Annotated in this window: 19 protein-coding genes and 1 tRNA gene; 14 read left to right on the top strand and 6 right to left on the bottom strand. The window is 66.4% G+C overall.

The window, feature by feature from the left end; all coding sequences use genetic code 11:
• Positions 1 to 35: 35 nt before the first annotated feature.
• The 14 genes from fabB to JHW40_RS01050 all read left to right on the top strand — a co-directional run bounded on the left by fabB (position 36) and on the right by JHW40_RS01050 (position 12,793).
• Positions 36 to 1,265 carry a beta-ketoacyl-ACP synthase I gene (gene fabB / locus JHW40_RS00985; RefSeq protein WP_090616228.1) on the top strand — a complete coding sequence of 410 codons (1,230 nt, stop codon included), beginning with the start codon at positions 36 to 38 and terminating at the stop codon, positions 1,263 to 1,265.
• Between the two features lie 27 nt (positions 1,266 to 1,292).
• Entirely contained in the window at positions 1,293 to 2,081 is a 789-nt protein-coding gene (locus tag JHW40_RS00990; RefSeq protein WP_090616231.1) for an enoyl-ACP reductase FabI, read from the top strand.
• Positions 2,082 to 2,183: 102 nt separating this feature from the next.
• Entirely contained in the window at positions 2,184 to 3,008 is an 825-nt protein-coding gene (locus JHW40_RS00995; RefSeq protein WP_090616282.1) for an alpha/beta fold hydrolase, read from the top strand.
• Positions 3,009 to 3,058: 50 nt separating this feature from the next.
• Positions 3,059 to 4,360 carry a helix-turn-helix transcriptional regulator gene (locus tag JHW40_RS01000; protein ID WP_090616234.1) on the top strand — a complete coding sequence of 434 codons (1,302 nt, stop codon included), beginning with the start codon at positions 3,059 to 3,061 and terminating at the stop codon, positions 4,358 to 4,360.
• A gap of 126 nt (positions 4,361 to 4,486) precedes the next feature.
• Complete coding sequence (locus tag JHW40_RS01005) at positions 4,487 to 4,837, top strand: response regulator transcription factor (protein WP_090616238.1); 351 nt, start codon at positions 4,487 to 4,489, stop codon at positions 4,835 to 4,837.
• An 18-nt stretch (positions 4,838 to 4,855) separates the two neighbouring features.
• Positions 4,856 to 5,146, top strand: a complete 291-nt coding sequence (locus JHW40_RS01010; protein ID WP_090616242.1) for a hypothetical protein — start codon at positions 4,856 to 4,858, stop codon at positions 5,144 to 5,146.
• Positions 5,136 to 7,823, top strand: coding sequence for a sensor histidine kinase (locus tag JHW40_RS01015; protein ID WP_090616245.1), 2,688 nt, complete (start codon positions 5,136 to 5,138; stop codon positions 7,821 to 7,823). The genes JHW40_RS01010 and JHW40_RS01015 overlap by 11 nt, the downstream gene beginning before the upstream one ends.
• A gap of 58 nt (positions 7,824 to 7,881) precedes the next feature.
• Positions 7,882 to 9,030 (top strand): FliM/FliN family flagellar motor C-terminal domain-containing protein, encoded by a 1,149-nt coding sequence (locus tag JHW40_RS01020; RefSeq protein ID WP_090616249.1) that lies wholly within the window; start codon positions 7,882 to 7,884, stop codon positions 9,028 to 9,030.
• A gap of 131 nt (positions 9,031 to 9,161) precedes the next feature.
• Entirely contained in the window at positions 9,162 to 9,380 is a 219-nt protein-coding gene (gene infA / locus JHW40_RS01025; RefSeq protein ID WP_036716789.1) for a translation initiation factor IF-1, read from the top strand.
• Between the two features lie 30 nt (positions 9,381 to 9,410).
• Positions 9,411 to 10,001, top strand: a complete 591-nt coding sequence (locus JHW40_RS01030; RefSeq protein ID WP_090616253.1) for a Maf family protein — start codon at positions 9,411 to 9,413, stop codon at positions 9,999 to 10,001.
• The gene (locus JHW40_RS01035; protein ID WP_090616256.1) at positions 9,998 to 11,047 is read left to right on the top strand and encodes a ribonuclease E/G; all 1,050 of its coding nucleotides are present in this window, start codon (positions 9,998 to 10,000) and stop codon (positions 11,045 to 11,047) included. Before JHW40_RS01030 ends, JHW40_RS01035 begins: the two co-directional genes overlap by 4 nt.
• Complete coding sequence (locus tag JHW40_RS01040) at positions 11,047 to 11,211, top strand: DNA gyrase inhibitor YacG (RefSeq protein ID WP_090616259.1); 165 nt, start codon at positions 11,047 to 11,049, stop codon at positions 11,209 to 11,211. Before JHW40_RS01035 ends, JHW40_RS01040 begins: the two co-directional genes overlap by 1 nt.
• A gap of 82 nt (positions 11,212 to 11,293) precedes the next feature.
• Positions 11,294 to 11,369: transfer RNA gene (locus JHW40_RS01045), tRNA-Phe, on the top strand.
• Positions 11,370 to 11,834: 465 nt separating this feature from the next.
• A protein-coding gene (locus JHW40_RS01050) for an IS630 family transposase (RefSeq protein ID WP_272849017.1) occupies positions 11,835 to 12,793 on the top strand; the annotation gives its coding sequence in 2 pieces (ribosomal slippage) (positions 11,835 to 12,176 and positions 12,179 to 12,793; 957 coding nt in all).
• Here the strand turns inward: JHW40_RS01050 and JHW40_RS01055 are convergent.
• The 6 genes from JHW40_RS01055 to JHW40_RS01080 are packed head-to-tail and all read right to left on the bottom strand — an operon-like array spanning position 12,790 to position 17,508.
• Complete coding sequence (locus tag JHW40_RS01055; RefSeq protein WP_090617561.1) at positions 12,790 to 12,996, bottom strand: hypothetical protein; 207 nt, start codon at positions 12,994 to 12,996, stop codon at positions 12,790 to 12,792. The two genes, JHW40_RS01050 and JHW40_RS01055, sit on opposite strands and share 4 nt — an antisense overlap.
• Positions 12,983 to 13,897 carry an FAD:protein FMN transferase gene (locus JHW40_RS01060; RefSeq protein WP_090617563.1) on the bottom strand — a complete coding sequence of 305 codons (915 nt, stop codon included), beginning with the start codon at positions 13,895 to 13,897 and terminating at the stop codon, positions 12,983 to 12,985. The genes JHW40_RS01055 and JHW40_RS01060 overlap by 14 nt, the downstream gene beginning before the upstream one ends.
• 3 nt (positions 13,898 to 13,900) lie before the next feature.
• Complete coding sequence (locus tag JHW40_RS01065; protein WP_090617565.1) at positions 13,901 to 14,482, bottom strand: nitrous oxide reductase accessory protein NosL; 582 nt, start codon at positions 14,480 to 14,482, stop codon at positions 13,901 to 13,903.
• Positions 14,479 to 15,303: an ABC transporter permease gene (locus JHW40_RS01070; protein WP_090617567.1), complete on the bottom strand. Its 825-nt coding sequence runs from the start codon at positions 15,301 to 15,303 to the stop codon at positions 14,479 to 14,481. The genes JHW40_RS01065 and JHW40_RS01070 overlap by 4 nt, the downstream gene beginning before the upstream one ends.
• Positions 15,300 to 16,199: an ABC transporter ATP-binding protein gene (locus tag JHW40_RS01075; RefSeq protein WP_090617569.1), complete on the bottom strand. Its 900-nt coding sequence runs from the start codon at positions 16,197 to 16,199 to the stop codon at positions 15,300 to 15,302. Before JHW40_RS01075 ends, JHW40_RS01070 begins: the two co-directional genes overlap by 4 nt.
• Positions 16,165 to 17,508, bottom strand: a complete 1,344-nt coding sequence (locus tag JHW40_RS01080) for a nitrous oxide reductase family maturation protein NosD (RefSeq protein WP_090617571.1) — start codon at positions 17,506 to 17,508, stop codon at positions 16,165 to 16,167. Before JHW40_RS01080 ends, JHW40_RS01075 begins: the two co-directional genes overlap by 35 nt.
• Between the last annotated feature and the right edge of the window lie 2 nt (positions 17,509 to 17,510).

The following is a 17,510-nucleotide window of genomic DNA, read 5'->3' on the forward strand; positions in this document are numbered from 1 at the left end:
AAATCAGGCTGAGAAACATTCAGAAGGAGCCCTTCATGCGACGCGTCGTCATCACCGGGCTGGGGATCGTCTCTCCCATCGGCAACAATGCCGCAGAGGTTACCGAAAGCCTGCGCGCCAGCCGCTCGGGCATCGTCTTTGCCCCCGAATATGCCGAACACGGTTTCCGCAGCCAGGTCCACGGCATGCCGCAGATCGTGCTGGAGGACCATATCGACAAGCGCAACCTGCGCTTCATGGGTCCGGGCGCGGCCTATAACTTCATCGCCATGCAACAGGCGATCGAGGACAGCGGACTGGAGGAAGGCGACGTGTCCAACCCGCGCACCGGGCTGATCATGGGATCGGGCGGGCCGTCCACCAGCAATTTCTTCGAGGCGCATCAGATCGTCATCGAAAAGGGCGCACCGAAGCGGATGGGCCCGTTCATGGTGACGCGCTGCATGTCGTCCACGAACTCGGCCTGTCTGGCGACGCCGTTCAAGATCAAGGGCGTCAACTATTCCATCACCTCGGCCTGTTCGACCAGCGCGCATTGCATCGGCAACGGGGTCGAGCAGATCCAGATGGGCAAGCAGGACATCGTCTTTGCAGGCGGCGGCGAGGAACTGGACTGGACCCTGTCCTGCCTGTTCGACGCGATGGGCGCGATGTCGTCCAAATACAACGACACGCCGCAGACCGCGTCGCGTCCCTATGACACCACCCGCGACGGTTTCGTCATCGCGGGCGGCGGCGGGGTCGTGGTGCTGGAGGAACTGTCGCACGCATTGGCGCGCGGGGCGAAGATCTATGCCGAGGTGACGGGCTACGGTGCCACTTCGGACGGCTATGACATGGTGGCGCCTTCGGGAGAGGGCGGCGAACGCTCGATGCGGCTGGCGCTGGACACCCTGCCCGAGGGGCGGCGCGTCAGCTATATCAATTCGCACGGAACCTCGACGCCGGTGGGCGATATCGGCGAGATCAAGGCGATCCGCCGCGTCTTTGGCGAGGGGCAGACGCCGCCCGTCAGCTCGACCAAATCGCTGACCGGGCATTCGCTGGGGGCGACGGGCGTGCATGAGGCGATCTATTGCCTGCTGATGTTGCAAAATGACTTCATCGCCGCATCGGCCAATGTCGAGACGCTGGACCCCGAATTGCAACCGGCCGAAATCGCCACCGCCCGCGTGGACGATGCCGGGCTGGATTCGGTTCTGTCCAACAGTTTCGGCTTTGGCGGCACCAATGCCACGCTGCTGATGTCGAAATATACCGAATAAAAAGAAACTGAAAAACGAGGACGGCACATGGGCGAACTTCTGAAGGGCAAACGCGGCCTGGTGATGGGGGTCGCCAATGACCGCTCGATCGCCTGGGGCATTGCGAAGGCGGTGGCCGATCAGGGTGCAGAACTTGCCTTCAGCTATCAGGGCGAAGCCTTCGGCAAGCGGGTCGCCCCGCTGGCGCAGTCGCTGGGGTCGGACTTCCTGCTGGATATGGATGTGACCGACGATGCCTCGCTGGATGCGGGTTTCGCGGCACTGGCCGAGCGCTGGGACCGGCTGGATTTCGTGATCCACGCCATCGCCTATTCCAACAAGGACGAGCTGACCGGTCGTTTCGTCGATACCAGCCGCGCGAATTTCAAGCATTCGCTGGATATTTCCTGCTATTCGCTGATCGAGGTGTCGCGGCGTGCCATGCCGCTGATGGTGCCGGGATCGACGATCCTGACGCTGACCTATGCCGGGTCGAACCGGGTGACGCCGTTCTATAACGTCATGGGCGTGGCCAAGGCCGCGCTGGAAAGCGCCGTGCGCTATCTGGCCAACGATCTGGGCCCGGACGGTATCCGCGTCAATGCGCTGAGCCCCGGCCCGATGAAGACGCTGGCGGGCGCGGCCATCGGAGGGGCGCGCAAGACCTTCCGCCATACCGAGGCCAACGCCCCCCTGCGCGCCAATGCCACGCTGGAGGCGATTGGCGGCACCGCGGTCTGGCTGTTGTCGGACTGGGGGGCCTGTACCACCGGCGAGGTGGTGACGGTCGATGGCGGCTATCACGTGCTGGGCATGCCGCAAAGCGAGAACCTGTGAGGCCGGGGGACTTTGCGTCCCGTCGCCGGCTGCTTCCCGAACCAGTGGCGCACCAGCCGGCGCCCCCTGCAGGATATTTGTGCACCAAAGATGGAGGGGGCGATGCGTCATTTCACGGCGAGCGACGGGGCACGGATGGCGTTTCTCGATGAGGGCGAGGGGCTGCCGGTGCTGTGTCTGGCCGGGCTGACCCGCAATATGGGCGATTTCGACTATGTCGCGCCGCATCTGGCCGGGGTGCGGCTGATCCGCATGGATTATCGCGGGCGCGGGCAGTCGGACTGGACCGGGGCGGCCAGCTATACCGTGCCGCAAGAGGGGCGGGATGCGCTGGAGCTGCTGGATCATCTGGGGATCGCACGGGCGGCGATTCTGGGCACGTCCCGGGGCGGGCTGATCGGGCTGTTGCTGGCGGCGGTGGCGCATGAGCGGTTGCTGGGTCTGTGCCTGAACGATGTCGGGCCGGTGATCGAACAGGCCGGGCTGGAGCGGATTTTCGATTATATCGGGCGCAACCCTTCGGCCCGGACATATGAGGCGCTGGCGGCGCGGCTGCCTGCGGCGATGCCGGGATTTGCCGATGTGCCCGAGGGCCGCTGGCTGAGTGATGCCTGCAAGCATTACGAAGAGGTGCCCGAGGGGCTGCGCATCCGCTATGATCCGGCCCTGCGCGAGGCGTTTCTGGCGGCGTTCGAGGGCGAGGCGCCGGATCTGTGGCCTCTGTGGCAGGCGACCGGGGATCTGCCGGTGGCGCTGATCCGGGGGGCCAATTCGGATCTGCTGTCGGCAGGGGTCGCGGATGAAATGCGGCGGCGGCGCCCGGATATGGTCTTTGCCGAAGTGCCGGGCCGCGCCCATGTGCCCTGGCTGGATGAGCCTGAAAGCATTGCCGCCTGCCGCGAGTGGCTGTCGAAGATGGGCGCTTAGGCTCAGCGGGGCGCTTGCGCGTCCTGCCGTGGCGGGGTTTCATACGCGGCATGAAGCAGCGCAGCGCCAATCATGTCCTGACCGGGACCCGTATCCGCGAACGCCGGCTGGCGCTGTCGCGCAGGCAGTCCGATGTGGCGCGGGCGGCGGGGATCTCGGCCGCCTATCTGAACCTGATCGAGCATAACCGCCGCCCGGTCGGCGATGCCCTGATGGTGCGGCTGGCCGATATCCTGCAAGTGCCGCCCGAGGAACTGGTGGCCGGGCGCGAGGAGGCCCGGATCGCCGCCATGCGCGAGGCCGCCGCACGCCTGCCCGTGCCGCTGACGGGTGGTCAGGCCGAACTGGAGCAGGCGCCCGAGTTTCTGGCCCGCTTTCCCGGCTGGGCCGCGGTTCTGATCGCCTCGGCCCGTCGCGCCGAGGGGCTGGAGCGGCAGTTGGTCAGCCTGTCGGATAGGATGACGCAGGACCCCTATCTGCTGGCCACGCTGCATGAGGTGCTGTCGGCGGTGACCTCGCTGCGTTCCACCGCCTCGATCCTGGCCGAAGAGGGCGATATTCCGGCCGATTGGCGCCAGCGTTTCCATGCCAATCTGGACGAGGACAGTCAGCGCCTGTCGCGCACGGCGCAATCGCTGGTCGCCTATCTGGACAGTTTCGAGGCCGAGGGCACCATCTTTACCCCGCAGGAAGAGGTCGAGGCCTGGATGGCGGCGGGACGGCCCGAGATCGACGATCCCGACGGGCCGCTGGTTTCGGACGCCGCGCGTGCCATGGCGCGCGATCGCCAGACCCGGATGAGTGCCGATGCCGATGCGCTGCCCGACAGCGTGCTGACCGAGGCGGTGGCAAAGGCCGGGGGCGATCCCCTGCGCATGGCGGCACTGCTGGATCAGCCGCTGGATCTGGTGATGCGGCGGCTGGTGGCGCTGCACCCGCCGGGATTCGAGGGCGCGGGCCTGCTGGTCTGCGATGGCTCTGGCGCGTTGACGCAGCGCGATCCCGCACCGGGATTTCCGCTGCCCCGGCCCGGCGATACCTGCCCGCTCTGGCCGCTGTTTCAGGCGCTGACCGCACCACAGACCGCCATTCACTGCTGGGTCGAAGCCCCCGGCGGCAACCGCTTTGACACCATCAGCCACGCCACCCGCAGCCAGCCCGAGGGGATCGACGGACCGGTGCTGACCCGTGCGCAGATGCTGATCCTGCCTGCCGGGGCGGCGGGTGCCGGCCTGCCTTCGGGGCCAGCCGCCCTGCCCGGTCCGGTCACGCGGATCGGTCCCGCCTGCCGGATCTGTCCGCGCGATCAGTGCCCCGCCCGGCGCGAGCCGTCGATCCTGGTGACATCGTGATCTGACACCCCGACCAAGGCATGCTTTGACAGCGCGGCCTCTTGCACCGCATTATCAGGGGGAACGCGCCCCTTCGGCCTTGGCCCTGCAAGGAGATCACCGCTGACGGAAAGTCTCGATATTCTGATGATCGAGGACGAGGCGAATATTGCCGAAGCCATCCGTTTCATCCTCAGCCGCGCGGGCTGGCGCATCGCCCTGCATCCCGAAGGGACCGAGGCGCTGCGCCAGATTCGCGAACAAAAGCCGCGACTGATCATTCTGGACCTGATGCTGCCCGGCCGCTCGGGGGCCGAGATCCTGTGCGATCTGCGCGCCGATGCCGATATCGGGCTGGCGCGGACACCGGTCCTGATGCTGAGCGCGCGTGCGCAGCATCCCGATTCGGTCCCGGCACTGGATCAGGCAACCGCCGTGCTGGCCAAGCCCTTCGCCAACGACGATCTGCGACGGATGGTCAGGGAATTGCTTGCATGAACCGGGACAGAGGGCGCGATGGCTGAGCAACCAAGGCTGTTTCTGGAACGCGCCTCCCTGCGGCGGCGCAGGCTGGGCGACGCGGCGCGGGTGCTGCCGGTGGCCGCCGCGCTGGCGGTGCTGATCCCGGTCTGGTGGCTGCCCTGGGTCTTCGCCAGCGCCGGTGGCGTGATCTGGCTGTTCGTCACCTGGGCCGGGCTGATCGTGCTGATCGGCCTGCTGCACCGCGCGCTGATCCGCGCCGAGGCCGCCATACACAATGCCGATCCGTCCGCCAGCGCTTCGCAGGAGGGCAGCGATGCCCTTTGAGACGCTGGTCGCGGGCTGTCTGGCCTATGCGGCGCTGATGTTCGCCGTCGCCTTCTGGGCCGACCGGCAGGCGGCGCGGGGGCGTGTCCGCTGGCTGGATCATCCGGTGGTCTATACGCTGTCGCTGTCGGTCTATTGCTCGGCCTGGACGTTTTACGGCGCGGTCGGCTATGCCAGCCGCTCGGGGCTGGAATTCGCGACGATCTATCTGGGACCGACGGTGGTGTTCGCCGGGTCATGGTGGGGGCTGCGGCGGCTGGTGCGGGTGGCGCGGACGCATCATGTCACCTCGATCGCGGACCTGCTGTCGGCACGGTTCGGCAAGTCGAACCGGCTGGCGGCGCTGGTGACGCTGATCGGAGTGCTGGCGGCGACGCCCTATATCGCGCTGCAACTGCAATCGGTGCGCCTGTCCTTCGAGGTCTTCGCCACCGCCCATCCCAATGGCGACGGCACCCTGGGCGGCACCGCGTTGTGGCTGGCGGCGGGGCTGGCGCTGTTCACCATCCTGTTCGGCACACGCAATCTGGCCGCGGATGAGCGTCACCACGGCGTCGTCATGGCCATCGCGCTGGAGGCCGTGGTCAAGCTGCTGGCCTTTCTGGCGCTTGGCGGTTTCGTGGTCTGGGGGCTGGCCGACGGTCCCGCCGATATCATCGCACGCATCGCCCGCGCATCCAACGACCCGGTGCTGGCCGAAGGCTGGCGGCTGCAACCCGATCGGTGGGCGGCGCTGAACATCGTCTCGGCGGCTGCCATCCTGACCCTGCCGCGCATGTTTCAGGTGATGGTGATCGAGGCCGCGGACGAGGACCGGCTGCGCGTGGCCGGCTGGGCCTTTCCGGCCTATCTGTTCGCGATGTCGCTGTTCGTGCTGCCCATCGCGGTGATGGGCCACGAGCTGCTGCCCGTCGGTGCCAATCCCGATCTGTATGTGCTGACCCTGCCCGAGGCTGCCGGGCAGAACCTGCTGGCGCTGCTGGTCTTTCTGGGCGGATTTTCGGCGGCGACCTCGATGGTGGTGGTCAGTGCCATCGCCCTGTCCACGATGATCTCGAACCATTGGCTGACACCGGTCTGGCTGGCGCTGCGCAAATCCAGCCCATCGGACGAACCCGACGACCTGCGGACATTGGTGCTGAACTCTCGCAGGCTGGCGATTCTGGCGGTGGTCGCGGCGGGCTGGATCTATCACGAGGCATCGGGCGGCAGCACCGCGCTGGCGGCGATGGGGCTGGTGGCCTTTACCGGCGTGGCGCAGGTGCTGCCGGCGATGCTGGGCGGGCTGTTGTGGCGGGGCGCGAACCGGATCGGCGCCTATGCCGGGATCGGCACGGGCTTCGCGATGTGGTTGGTCCTGATCTTCCTGCCCTCGATCGGGATCGGCAGCGCGCCGCCCCTGCCATCGGGGGTGGATCCGCTGGCCTTCAGCATCTTCCTGACACTGACCGCCAACAGCCTTGCCTTCATCCTCTGCTCGATCTTCTGCTTTCCCGACCCGGTCGAGAGGTTGCAGGCGCTGTCCTTCGTCAGCGCGGTCGAGCCGCGCCAGAACGGCGCCCCCGCGCGCGGAGAGGACCGGGTCGAGCCGCTGCTGGTCATGGCGCGGCGGATCTGGGGCGCCGATCCCGCACTGCTGTTCTTTCGCGCCGAGGCCGCCGCGCAGGGCAAATCGGGCTATCTTCCCGATCTGACACCCGGCTTTCTGACCCGGCTGGAGCGGCGGCTGGCCGGTTCCGTTGGCGCCGCCACCGCCCATGCCATGGTCGAGCGCGTGGCGGGCAGCACCGGGCTGACCGTGGCCGATCTGATACAGGTCGCCGACGAGGCGCAGCGGGCCAAAGAGGAAACCCAGCGGCTGGAAACCGCCTCGATCGAGCTGGCCCGCACCGCCCGCCAGCTGCGCGAGGCGAATGAGAAGCTGACCGCCCTGTCGGTGCAAAAGGATGCCTTTCTGGACCAGATCAGCCATGAATTGCGCACGCCGATGACCTCGATCCGCGCCTTTTCCGAATTTCTCAGCACGCCCGACCTGACCGAGGCCGAGCGCCGCAAATTCGCCGATATCATCCATGACGAGGCCGGGCGGCTGACGCGGCTGCTGGACAACCTGCTGGACATCTCGGTTCTGGAAAGCGGAGAGGCGCGGCTGACGGTTGCGGTCTCGAACCTGCATACGCTGATCGAGCGCGCGCTGACCGCCGCCTCGGCCACCCGCCCCGAGCGGGTGTTCAGCATCGACCGCGACCCGCTGGCCGAATATGTGCCGGTCATCACCGATGCCGACCGGCTGTTGCAGGTGCTGATCAACGTCATCGCCAACGCCCGCAAATATTGCGACGCCGACCGGCCCTCGCTGAAGATCCGCGCCCGCCCGGTCGAAGGCGGGGGCGCACAGATCGACATCGTCGATAACGGCTCGGGGATTGATCCGGGTCAGCAGACGCTGATCTTTGAAAAGTTTTCCCGCCTGAACGATCCGGCGCGCGCGGGCGGCGCGGGCCTTGGGCTGGCCATCTGCCGCGAGATCATGGCGTCACTGGGGGGCGAGATTTCCTATCTGCCGGGTCTGGGCGGCCGCGCCTTCCGCATCAGCCTGCCCGCCCGTCCGCCCACCGGACGCGGCCGCATTCCCGCGCCCGAAGATATCCCCGACGTGGATATGACGGACGGGTAAGGCATTTCTTAATCTGTCTTTGCCAATCTGGCCGCATCGAAGGCGAATCGGATTGGCTATGTCGGAAATTGGCTCTGGGGCGGATGGCGCAAGGGGGATTGCGGAGGGCAGCGTTCTGCGACGGCTGCTGAAAGCGCGCCTTGACGCCGCGCAGCAGGCGGGCTGTCCGCCGCTGCTGCCGCAGCCGGTCCCCCCCACCCCCGCCCGCGCGGCGGCGACCGCCGCCGGTCGCGCGGCGGACCGGCTGTATCGGCTGGCGGTCCAGCCGGTCGAGGTGACGACCGGCGCAATGTCGCTGGCGGAAATGCCCGAAATGCTGCCCGAACGCGCACTGCTGGTGGTGCTGGCAGGTCCGGCCGAGGCTTTGGGCGTCATCGCGCTGTCGCCCGAAACCGTCACCGCGCTGGTCGAGGTGCAGGCGCTTGGCCGCATCACCAGCCGCCCGGTCGAACGCCGCCGCCCGACCCGCAGCGACGCCATGCTTTGCACCGATTTCATCAATGCCCTGTTGGGGGAACTGGCGCAGGAACTGTCCGCCTGCGACGGGTTCGAAGGTTGGCAGGGTTATCTCTATGCCAGCCATCTGGACGATCCGCGCCCGCTGCTGCTGATGCTGGAGGATCGCGCGTTCCGCAGCATCACCATGGACCTGCGCTTTGGCGGCAATGACGGGAGAGAGGGGCGGATTCTGGTGGCCCTGCCGCAGCCTGGCCCGCCCGATCAGCCACGCGCCAGCCGCCAGATCGAGGTGGCGCCCGACATCGCCGAACCACAACCGCCCGCCCCGACGCCGGATCTTCGCCCCGACCTGACCGCCGTTACGCGTATGGCGCCGATCGAAGTAGTGGCGATCCTGTGCCGTCGCCGCATCTCTCTGGGCGAATTGCGCGCCCTTGCGCCGGGCAAGACCCTGCCCCTGCCCCGTGTCAGCCTGTCCGATACGCGGCTGGAAACGGTCTCGGGTCAACTTCTGGCACATGGCAAGCTGGGCGAGGTCGATGGCTGCCACGCCATCCGCCTGCGCAGCCCGGGTGACGCGGCACAGGACGCCGGCATTCAGGCCGAGGCCGCGGCGGCAGCATCGCTCCGGCATCATCCCCCGATGGACGATCTTGCGCAAACCGATCCGTTCCGCGATGATGCGGACGCGGCGCGGACACCCGCCCCGCCGAAGCATGAGGAGCCCTCAAGGGTGCTTCCCGAGTAACTCCTGACCCCCTGTCAGCGCTTTTGACGGGTTCAAGGCGGCATATTCGGTCTTTGACCCTTGAAATCAGCGCCTTTCCGACGCATCTAACAGCGGTCCCGAATCTTGGGGGCGCTTATTATGGAGTGATCATGGCCAAGGAAGAAATGCTCGAATTCCCCGGCGTCGTGAAGGAACTCCTGCCAAACGCGACGTTCAAGGTCGAGCTGGAAAACGGCCATGAGATCATCGCACATATGGCAGGCAAGATGCGCAAGAACCGCATCCGCGTTCTGGCCGGCGACAAGGTTCAGGTGGAAATGAACACCTATGACCTGACCAAGGGGCGCATCAATTACCGCTTCAAATAAGGCCGGGGCGCTTCGCTCCGGACTTCACGCATGACGCAGAACGCGCCTCCCCGACTGATTCTCGGCTCGGCCAGCCCGCGCCGACTGGAACTGCTGGCCCAGATCGGCCTGCGCCCGGACGCGCTGCGTCCTGCCGATATCGACGAAACCCCGCTGAAGGCCGAATCTCCGCGCGACTATGTGCGGCGCATGGCGCTGGAAAAAGCCGCCGCCATTGCGCTGGCCGATGACGAGGCGGTGCTGACCGCCGACACCACCGTCACCGTGGGGCGCCGCATTCTGGGCAAGCCCGCTGACCGCGACGAGGCCGCCCAATTCATGCGGCTGATGTCCGGGCGCCGCCACAAGGTCCTGACCGCCATCGCCCTGCGCCACGGCGACCGGACCCGGCTGCGTCTGGTCGAGACTCTGGTGCGGATGAACCCGATCAGCCCCGCCCGACTGGACGCCTATCTGGATGTCGGCGACTGGCAGGGCAAGGCTGGCGGCTATGCCATCCAGGGCGCGGCGGTGGCCTTCATTCCCTGGATTCAGGGCTCATTTTCCGCCGTTGTCGGGCTGCCGCTTGCGGAAACCGCCCAGCTTCTGGCGGCCATCGGCATCAACGGAGGCAAGACATGAAGGGTCGTCAGGTCATTCTGGGCCGGATCGCCGATCGCGAGGCCGCGGCGCTGGTCGTGGACGGACAGGTCGAGGATCTGCTGATCGACCCCTCAGGCGTGACGGAACTGGTCCCCGGCGCGATCTGCCGGGGCGTGACAGAGCGTCTGATGAAGGGTCAGGGCGGGGCCTTCCTGCGCCTGCCCGACGGCCAGCGCGGCTATCTGCGCGACCGCTCGGGCCTGCGCGAAGGTCAGCCGATTCTGGTGCAGGTCAGCGGCGTGGCCGAACCCGGCAAGGCCATCCCCCTGTCCAGCCGCCTGCTGTTTCGCGGCCGCCACGTCCTGCTGACGCCCGGCGCGCCGGGGGTCAATGTCTCCCGCCGCATCCGCGACACCGAGTTGCGCGAGACGCTGGAGGCCCTGGGCAAGACCGCGCTTGGCGACCGCCCCTTCGGCCTGATCATGCGCAGCGCCGCCGAAGCCGCGACCGGGGACGAGATCCTCGAAGACCTGACACCGCTGCTGGATCTGGCCGACCGCATCATGCCCGAGACCGAAGGCGGGCCGGAACTGCTGCTCGACGGGTCTTCGCCCTGGGATCTGGCATGGAGCGAATGGGCCGAACCGGCCCCTGACGCGGTCGAGCAGGGCGATGACAGCTTTGATCTGCATGGCGTCAGCGATGCGATCGAGACTTTCCTCGACCCGATGGTGCGGCTGCCCGGCGGCGCCTCGGCCATGATCGAGCCGACCCGTGCGCTTGTCGCCATCGACGTCAATACCGGCAGCGACAGCTCGCCCGCCGCCTCGCTCAAGGCGAATATCGCGCTGGCCCGCGACCTGCCCCGCCAGCTTCGCCTGCGCGGTCTGGGCGGACAGGTGGTGATCGACTTTGCCCCGGTCCCCAAACGCGACCGCGCGACGCTGGATCAGGTCCTGCGCGCCGCATTCAAGGGCGAAGCCAGCGAAACGACGCTGATCGGTTGGACCGCGATGGGCCTGTTCGAGATCAGCCGCAAGCGCGACCGCGCCCCGCTGGCGCAGCTTCTGGCGGAGTGTGCGTAATGGCCTGCCCCATCTGCGGCAAGGATTCCGTCAAGGAATACCGCCCCTTCTGCTCGAAACGCTGCGCCGATATCGACCTCGGCCGCTGGCTGCGCGGCAGCTATGTGATCCCGGGCATCCCGCTCGAGGATCTGCCCCCCGACGAGACCGACGACTCGCGCTGATTTTTGTCGATTGGGTCTGGACAGCCGCATCCGGTCCCCGTAAACAGCGCCCCACGCACCTGACTGTATAGGGTCAGCAGGCGCCCGGATAGCTCAGTTGGTAGAGCAGCGGATTGAAAATCCGCGTGTCGGTGGTTCGAATCCGCCTCCGGGCACCATTAATTCAAAGACTTAGCTGAAAGTACTGTCCCAAGGGTATCACTCAGGGTATCAGTTTCTTGCTCTGGTTTTGTTCTGCTCATTGGCGTTTCTCCCGCGCCTGATGGGCGCGCATCTCTTGTCTGGCCTCCCCTGCATACTTGGCAATCATGGCTTTCGTAGCGTGGCCGCTATAGGCTGCGATTTCGTCGTCATCGCATCCAGCCCATGCCCGTTCCTTGTTGCTGCGATAGGCAGCGCATGAAGATCATAGGCTTCCAGTCCAAGGCGAACGTGCTCTTTCCGCATGACCTTCGCCATGTAAAAATAATTGATGGGGTTGCCGTTCAGCTGCGTCAGGATCGGGCGGGCCGCAATCGGCGTTGCTCCAAGCGACTGCTTAAAGCATTTCTACTGAACCCTGAATCGTTTGGGGTTCCGTCGCAGCGCGGATCGTGATTCCCTTCTGTCTGGGAGGATAGATCATGTCAGCACCATTGCCGTCGGCCCTCCGGACGCGGTTTCAGCGATATATCGAGGAGGGTTTAAGCGGTCGGGCGGCGGCGCTGCGGCTGAAACTCTCGCCGGCGACCGGAGCACGTTGGGGCCGGGCGATCAGGACCAGGGGGCATGCCGAACCATTGCCCCAGGGACGTCCCAAAGGGCATGGAAAGCTTGCCCCGCACCGGGCCTTTTTCGAGGAACTGCTCGCACAGGATCCCGACATCACGCTGTTCGAACTCAGGGACGCGCTGGTCGCAGCGGAAGGCGTTCGTGTCCATCACTCGTCCATTGCCAGTCTGCTGTCTCGCCTTGGGTTCACCTATAAAAAAAGTCGCTGGTGGCCGCCGAACGCCGCGGTGCCAGGGTAAGACAGCGGCGAACCGACTGGTTCGAGCATCGCTTGCCAACCATCGCGGATCGGCCGGAACGCGTGGTTTTCATAGACGAGACCTCAGTGAAGACCAATCTCACCCGTCTGCGGGGTCGTGCCCTGTGCGGCACACGCCTGACCATGGATGCGCCCTTCGGCAGCTGGGGAACACAGACCCTGATTGCCGGGCTCACACCGGATGCCCTGATTGCGCCCTGGTGCATCAAGGGCGCAATGGACGGTCCCGCCTTCGCAACCTGGGTTCGCGAGGTCCTGATCCCGGAGATCGAGCCGGGAACCGTGGTGATCCTCGACAACCTTGCCACCCACCACAACAAGCAGGCTGCTGAGGCTCTGCGTGCCCATCGCTGCTGGTTTCTCTATCTGCCGCCATATTCGCCGGACCTGAACCCCATCGAAATGGCATTCGCAAAACTCAAGGCGCACCTGCGCAGGATCGGGGCAAGAACATTTACCGACGTCTTCAAGGCCATCGGCGAAGTCTGTGATCTCTTCGATCCCGGCGAATGTTGGAACTACTTCAAGGCCGCAGGATATGTCGCAGGTTAAAACAGAAATGCTTTAGCTTCTTCAAGAGCCGACTTGAGGTCATTGGTGCAGGGCAGCACGAGCGGCATGTTGGTCTTGCCCTGCCGCAGCTTGAGCGTGTCACCGTCGCGCAGATTCCGGGGACGATCAACGAACAGAAGGCTGGCTTGCCAACGGCATTGGCCGGATGATTTTCTCCGTCGGCGGCTGTCAGGCGGGAACAAGCTCCTCCAGCCGGGTACCGGGGAAGGCTGTCAGCAGCGCGTCGATTCCGGCGCGGTCGGGGGTCAGCACCGCCGCCGTCGTCAGCGCATCGGCCAGTGCGGCGCTGGAGCTGGATATGCTGATTTCGCGCCATGTGCTGGCTGTCGGCGCGCCTGTGCGGGGGTCGAGAATATGGCCGTCGCGCCCCGCCGCGTCGAATGTCGTGCCCAGAGGCGCCGAGGTCGCCATGGCCCGTTCCCGCAGCGGCACCACCCGACCCGAGCCCGTCCCGACCTGCCACGCCGCACCATCGGGCCGCCCGCCCATCGCGTGCAGCTCGCCCGTGTCGATCAGGATATCGGTCAGACCTTCGCCGGCCAGCAGCGCGGCCACGCGATCCGCGACATAGCCCTGTCCGATACCGTTCAGCGTCACCGCCATGCCGGGTTTCAGCGTGATCGCCTGCGGTGACAGATGCAGCCTGTCTGCACCCGTCACTGCCAATGCTGCCTGCCGTTCTGTCGTCGTTGGTCGGCGCCCGGCGGTGGCGGCTTTGGCCCACAAGGCCCAGAGCGGCTGTACCGTGACGTCGAAGCGGCCGTCACTGGCGCGGTGAACCGCTCTGGCCAGTGTCAGGCAGTCCAGCAGCTCGAAAGGCGGAGCCTCCAGCCGCCCGTCGCGGTTCAGACGCGACAGCGCACTGTCCGGGCGATAGAGGCTGAGGATATCCTCCAGCCGGTCGATCTCGGCCAGACAGCGCGCGGTGATTTCCGCCGCCTTCGGGTGATCCAGCCGGATCGAGGCGCGCGCGCCAAGCGCCTGTCCGACCCAATGCGGGGCGGCGGGCCGGGCAGAGAGCGCGACAGGCAAGGTGGCCGCCACGGCAGAGATGGTCAGAAAACGTCGGCGGGTCAGGGACATGGTTCAGTCTTTCTCTTGTCTGGACAAAGAGCGCAGGCGGTCCTCGAAATCGGTATCGTCCTGCGCATGGCCCCCCGCGTCATGGGCGCGCTGAGCAGGGGCCAGCACCTGATCGTCGGTGATCCCGGCCAGTTGCAGAACCTCTCCGCCTTCTTGCGCGGCAAAGGCCAGCGCGTCCTGCCGGCTGGAAAACGGCACTGCCTCGGGGGCCCCCATCGCGCCCTCGCGCGCCGAGCCCAGCACGAAAAAGGCATCCTCGGCGTCGATCCAGTTGCCCCGGCCCGGATCCTGCCATGTCGCATCCGGCGCGCCCATGTCGTTGACATGGATGGCAAGGATGGGGTGGCTTTGCTCGGGCAGGCGTTGATAGGCGATGGCGTCACGCACCTGACTGAAGAACAGCGGCGTGCCCTCCAACCCCTCCAGATGCACCTGCGCCTTTGGTCCTTCATGTTCCAGCAGGTTCATCTGGCAGAAATGACCAAGCGTCTCGGCCGAGATCTCGACCGGGGACAGATCCTGCGCCGCATCCTGCCGGCAGGCAGAGAGGGACAGGGCAAGGGCGAAAAACAGCGCGCGTCTCATGGGGTGACCTTTCGGAAAGCGGCGATGGCAAGGCCAAGGGCGATCAGCGGCCAGATCAGCACCGACAGGGCCGATTGCCACAGCGGGATCGAGGCCGCCGCGCCGCCGATGCCGCCTGCGGCTGCGCTGGCATCGGCGGCGGCAAGGTTGAACAGGCGGAAGGCGTCGGCGGGGTTGGCCAGCAATGCCAGTGGCAGGGCCTCGGTCGTGAACCAGCCGCCGCCATCGGACACGATCAGCGCCAGCAGCGCCAGATCATAGAGTACCACCGCGACCAGCCATAGCCCCACCGCCAGCCCCGCCGCCCCCGAGGGTCGCCGCGCCAGCGATGACAGCGCGTAACCCGCGCCAAGGAAGGTCGCACCCAGCAGGACCGAACTCCAGATCAGATGCGCCAGCGCGGGCAGCCCCGCGACCGAGGCCGGATCGGCCCAGACCGCCGCCACCGCCGCCGCGCCATAACCGAGCGTGACCGCCAGCGCCAGAATCGCGACATGGGCGATCAGCTTGCCCGCCAGCACCTCGGCCCGCGCGACCGGATAGGTCAGCAAAAGCGGCAGGGTGCCGCGCTCGACCTCTCCGGCGATGGCGTCAAAGCTCATCAGCAGCGCCAGCAGCGGCACCAGATAGACCGCAAGCGAGGTCAGCGAAGCGACGGTGATCGACAGCCGGTCGGCGCCGATATCGCCGGTCGGCGCGGCCCCGGCGGCAGCAAGGATCAGCGCGAATACCACCATCAGGCAGGTGGCGATCGCCACCCAGCGGTTGCGCAGCGCGATGCGGAACTCCAGCGCAGCGGTGGAAAGGATACGGGCGATCATTGCCCGTCCCTCTGGCTGAAATGGCTGTATATGTCCTCAAGGCTGGGCGGAATGACCTCCAGATCGGCCAGTTGCGCGCCCATCGCGGTGACCTGCGCCAGCAGGGCCAGTTTCTGGTCCTGCGTGCAGGTCAGGTGCAGCGTGCCGTCATCCGCGCGTCGCGCATCGGGCAGCGCGGCGGCCAATGCGTCCGTTTGCCCCTCGACGGGCGTGACAACCAGCCCGATGGGCAGGGCGGCGCGGCGGCGCAATTCATTCAATGTGCCCTCGGCCACGGCCCGGCCGCGCGACAGGATCAGGATGTGGTCGGTCCGGGCCTCTACCTCGGTCAGCACATGCGAGGACAGCAGGATCGTGGTGCCCGCCGTCGCGAATTCGTCCAGCAACGCATAGAAGTCGCGCCGTGACACCGGGTCCAGTCCCGATGTCGGCTCGTCCAGCACCAGAAGGCGGGGGCGGCCCATCAGCGCCTGCGCCAGCCCGACGCGCTGCCGCATCCCCTTGGAATAGGTGCCGATCCGGCGCCGGCCCGCACCGGCCAGCCCGACCCGCTCCAGCAGGCCGGGGGCCTTCAAGGCGGGCTCTCCGCGCAGGCGCAGGTAATGGCGGATCTGTTCTTCACCGGTCAGTGCAGGGTGAAAGGCCACGTTTTCAGGTAGATAGGCAACCTGCGCCCGCGCCGCCGCCGATCCGGGCGCGGTGCCGCAGACGGTAACCTCGCCCGCGTCATGGGGGATCAGGCCAAGGATGATCTTCATCATCGTCGATTTGCCCGCACCGTTATGGCCCAGCAGCGCCACCCGCTGGCCCGGAGCAAGCGTCAGCGAGACGTCGGACAGCGCCTCTACGCCCCGGAAACGCTTAGTGAGACGAGAGATCGTCAAGGTCGATGTCATCGAAATTTCCTTTGGTCCAGCGCCCCGCGGCTGCGGCCTCGAGGGCCGCGATATCGTCGGGAACCGGAATGGTCAGGGCGCGCATCAGCGGTGCGCTGTCGGTCACACCACCGGGCAGGGTGGCGGGAAAGCTGCTCTGGCTCCAGCGGATCAGCTGCACGGCGGGCGAGCCGGTCAGAAGCGCGGCGGCGGGTTGCGACCACAGGATATGGTCCATCAGATCGTTGGGCCGATAGGTGCCGTCGGCGATCAGATCGCCGTTCAGGTCGAAGGCGGCATGGTCGGACCAGTAATTGCCGATGCCCTCATGGCTCCATTCCATATGGCGGGTGCCGACATATTTCACCTGCTCGCGATTGGCGATGAAGGCGTTCGAGGTCAGCACGTTCCGCTCTGACCCGGCGGTGAAATGGATGCCGATGCCGCAATCCTGAAAGCGGTTGTCCCAGATCAGGTTCTTGTGGGCGTTATAGATGAAGATGCATTTCTTCGTGCCGCCGCGCACCAGATTGCCCGTGATGTCGGAATTGTTGGTATAATTCAGCATCACCCCATGCTCGCGGTCGCCAAGGCTGAGATTGCCGCGCACCACCGCCCGGTCCGAGTTCATGATGGCGAAGCCCAGGTGATTGCCGATCGAGATGTTGTCGATGACCTCGGTCCGGTGGGTGTACATGAAATGGACGGCGAAACGCAGGTCGCGGAAGGTGTTGCCGCGATAGGTGCTGTCCTTGCTTGTGTTCGAGAAAATCCCGTCGCGGCCATAGCGGATCGCGTTGCCCTGAACCAGCGTGCCGGGGCTGTTCCAGACATAGATGCCGTTGCCGCGTTCATTCATGCGCGGGTTGCGGGTGCCGATGATCTGGTTGCCGATGACGCGCGCATCATGGCCGCCATGCACGTCGATACCGTGCATGTTGCCGGTCACCAAAAGCCCCTCGATCCGGGCGCGATGGGCCTCGCGCAGGATCTTCACCCCTGCGTCGAGGTCCTGATTGAGATGCCCCGAGCCGGTAACGGTAAAGCCCGAAAGCATCACATCCGGCGCGTCGATGGTGACGACAGAGCCAGCGCCGCCACCATCGACCACCGCGCCGCGCGGGCCGGTGATGGTCAGCGGGCGGTCGATGGTGACGGGGCCGGAATAGGTTCCCTCGGTCAGTCGCAGCACATCGCCAGGGGCAGCCCCGGCGATGGCCTGTGCCAGCCGCCCCGCCCCCGGCATGACCTCACGTTCCCCTGCCGCCAGCGGCGAGGACAGAAGAAGGCCAAGGATCAGGCCGAGGATCGGGGCGGGCAGCAGGCGCATGG

The sequence above is a fragment of the Paracoccus alcaliphilus genome (assembly GCF_028553725.1).
GTDB lineage: Bacteria > Pseudomonadota > Alphaproteobacteria > Rhodobacterales > Rhodobacteraceae > Paracoccus > Paracoccus alcaliphilus.

Coding starts and splice junctions, on each gene's coding strand:
- JHW40_RS01070 (WP_090617567.1), bottom strand. CDS start 15,303: ATGATCGCCCGTATCCTTTCCACCGCTGCGCTGGAGTTCCGCATCGCG.
- fabB (WP_090616228.1), top strand. CDS start 36: ATGCGACGCGTCGTCATCACCGGGCTGGGGATCGTCTCTCCCATCGGC.
- infA (WP_036716789.1), top strand. CDS start 9,162: ATGGCCAAGGAAGAAATGCTCGAATTCCCCGGCGTCGTGAAGGAACTC.
- JHW40_RS00990 (WP_090616231.1), top strand. CDS start 1,293: ATGGGCGAACTTCTGAAGGGCAAACGCGGCCTGGTGATGGGGGTCGCC.
- JHW40_RS01010 (WP_090616242.1), top strand. CDS start 4,856: ATGGCTGAGCAACCAAGGCTGTTTCTGGAACGCGCCTCCCTGCGGCGG.
- JHW40_RS01005 (WP_090616238.1), top strand. CDS start 4,487: ATGATCGAGGACGAGGCGAATATTGCCGAAGCCATCCGTTTCATCCTC.
- JHW40_RS01035 (WP_090616256.1), top strand. CDS start 9,998: ATGAAGGGTCGTCAGGTCATTCTGGGCCGGATCGCCGATCGCGAGGCC.
- JHW40_RS01020 (WP_090616249.1), top strand. CDS start 7,882: ATGTCGGAAATTGGCTCTGGGGCGGATGGCGCAAGGGGGATTGCGGAG.
- JHW40_RS00995 (WP_090616282.1), top strand. CDS start 2,184: ATGCGTCATTTCACGGCGAGCGACGGGGCACGGATGGCGTTTCTCGAT.
- JHW40_RS01040 (WP_090616259.1), top strand. CDS start 11,047: ATGGCCTGCCCCATCTGCGGCAAGGATTCCGTCAAGGAATACCGCCCC.
- JHW40_RS01000 (WP_090616234.1), top strand. CDS start 3,059: ATGAAGCAGCGCAGCGCCAATCATGTCCTGACCGGGACCCGTATCCGC.
- JHW40_RS01060 (WP_090617563.1), bottom strand. CDS start 13,897: ATGTCCCTGACCCGCCGACGTTTTCTGACCATCTCTGCCGTGGCGGCC.
- JHW40_RS01065 (WP_090617565.1), bottom strand. CDS start 14,482: ATGAGACGCGCGCTGTTTTTCGCCCTTGCCCTGTCCCTCTCTGCCTGC.
- JHW40_RS01030 (WP_090616253.1), top strand. CDS start 9,411: ATGACGCAGAACGCGCCTCCCCGACTGATTCTCGGCTCGGCCAGCCCG.
- JHW40_RS01015 (WP_090616245.1), top strand. CDS start 5,136: ATGCCCTTTGAGACGCTGGTCGCGGGCTGTCTGGCCTATGCGGCGCTG.
- JHW40_RS01080 (WP_090617571.1), bottom strand. CDS start 17,508: ATGCGCCTGCTGCCCGCCCCGATCCTCGGCCTGATCCTTGGCCTTCTT.
- JHW40_RS01075 (WP_090617569.1), bottom strand. CDS start 16,199: ATGACATCGACCTTGACGATCTCTCGTCTCACTAAGCGTTTCCGGGGC.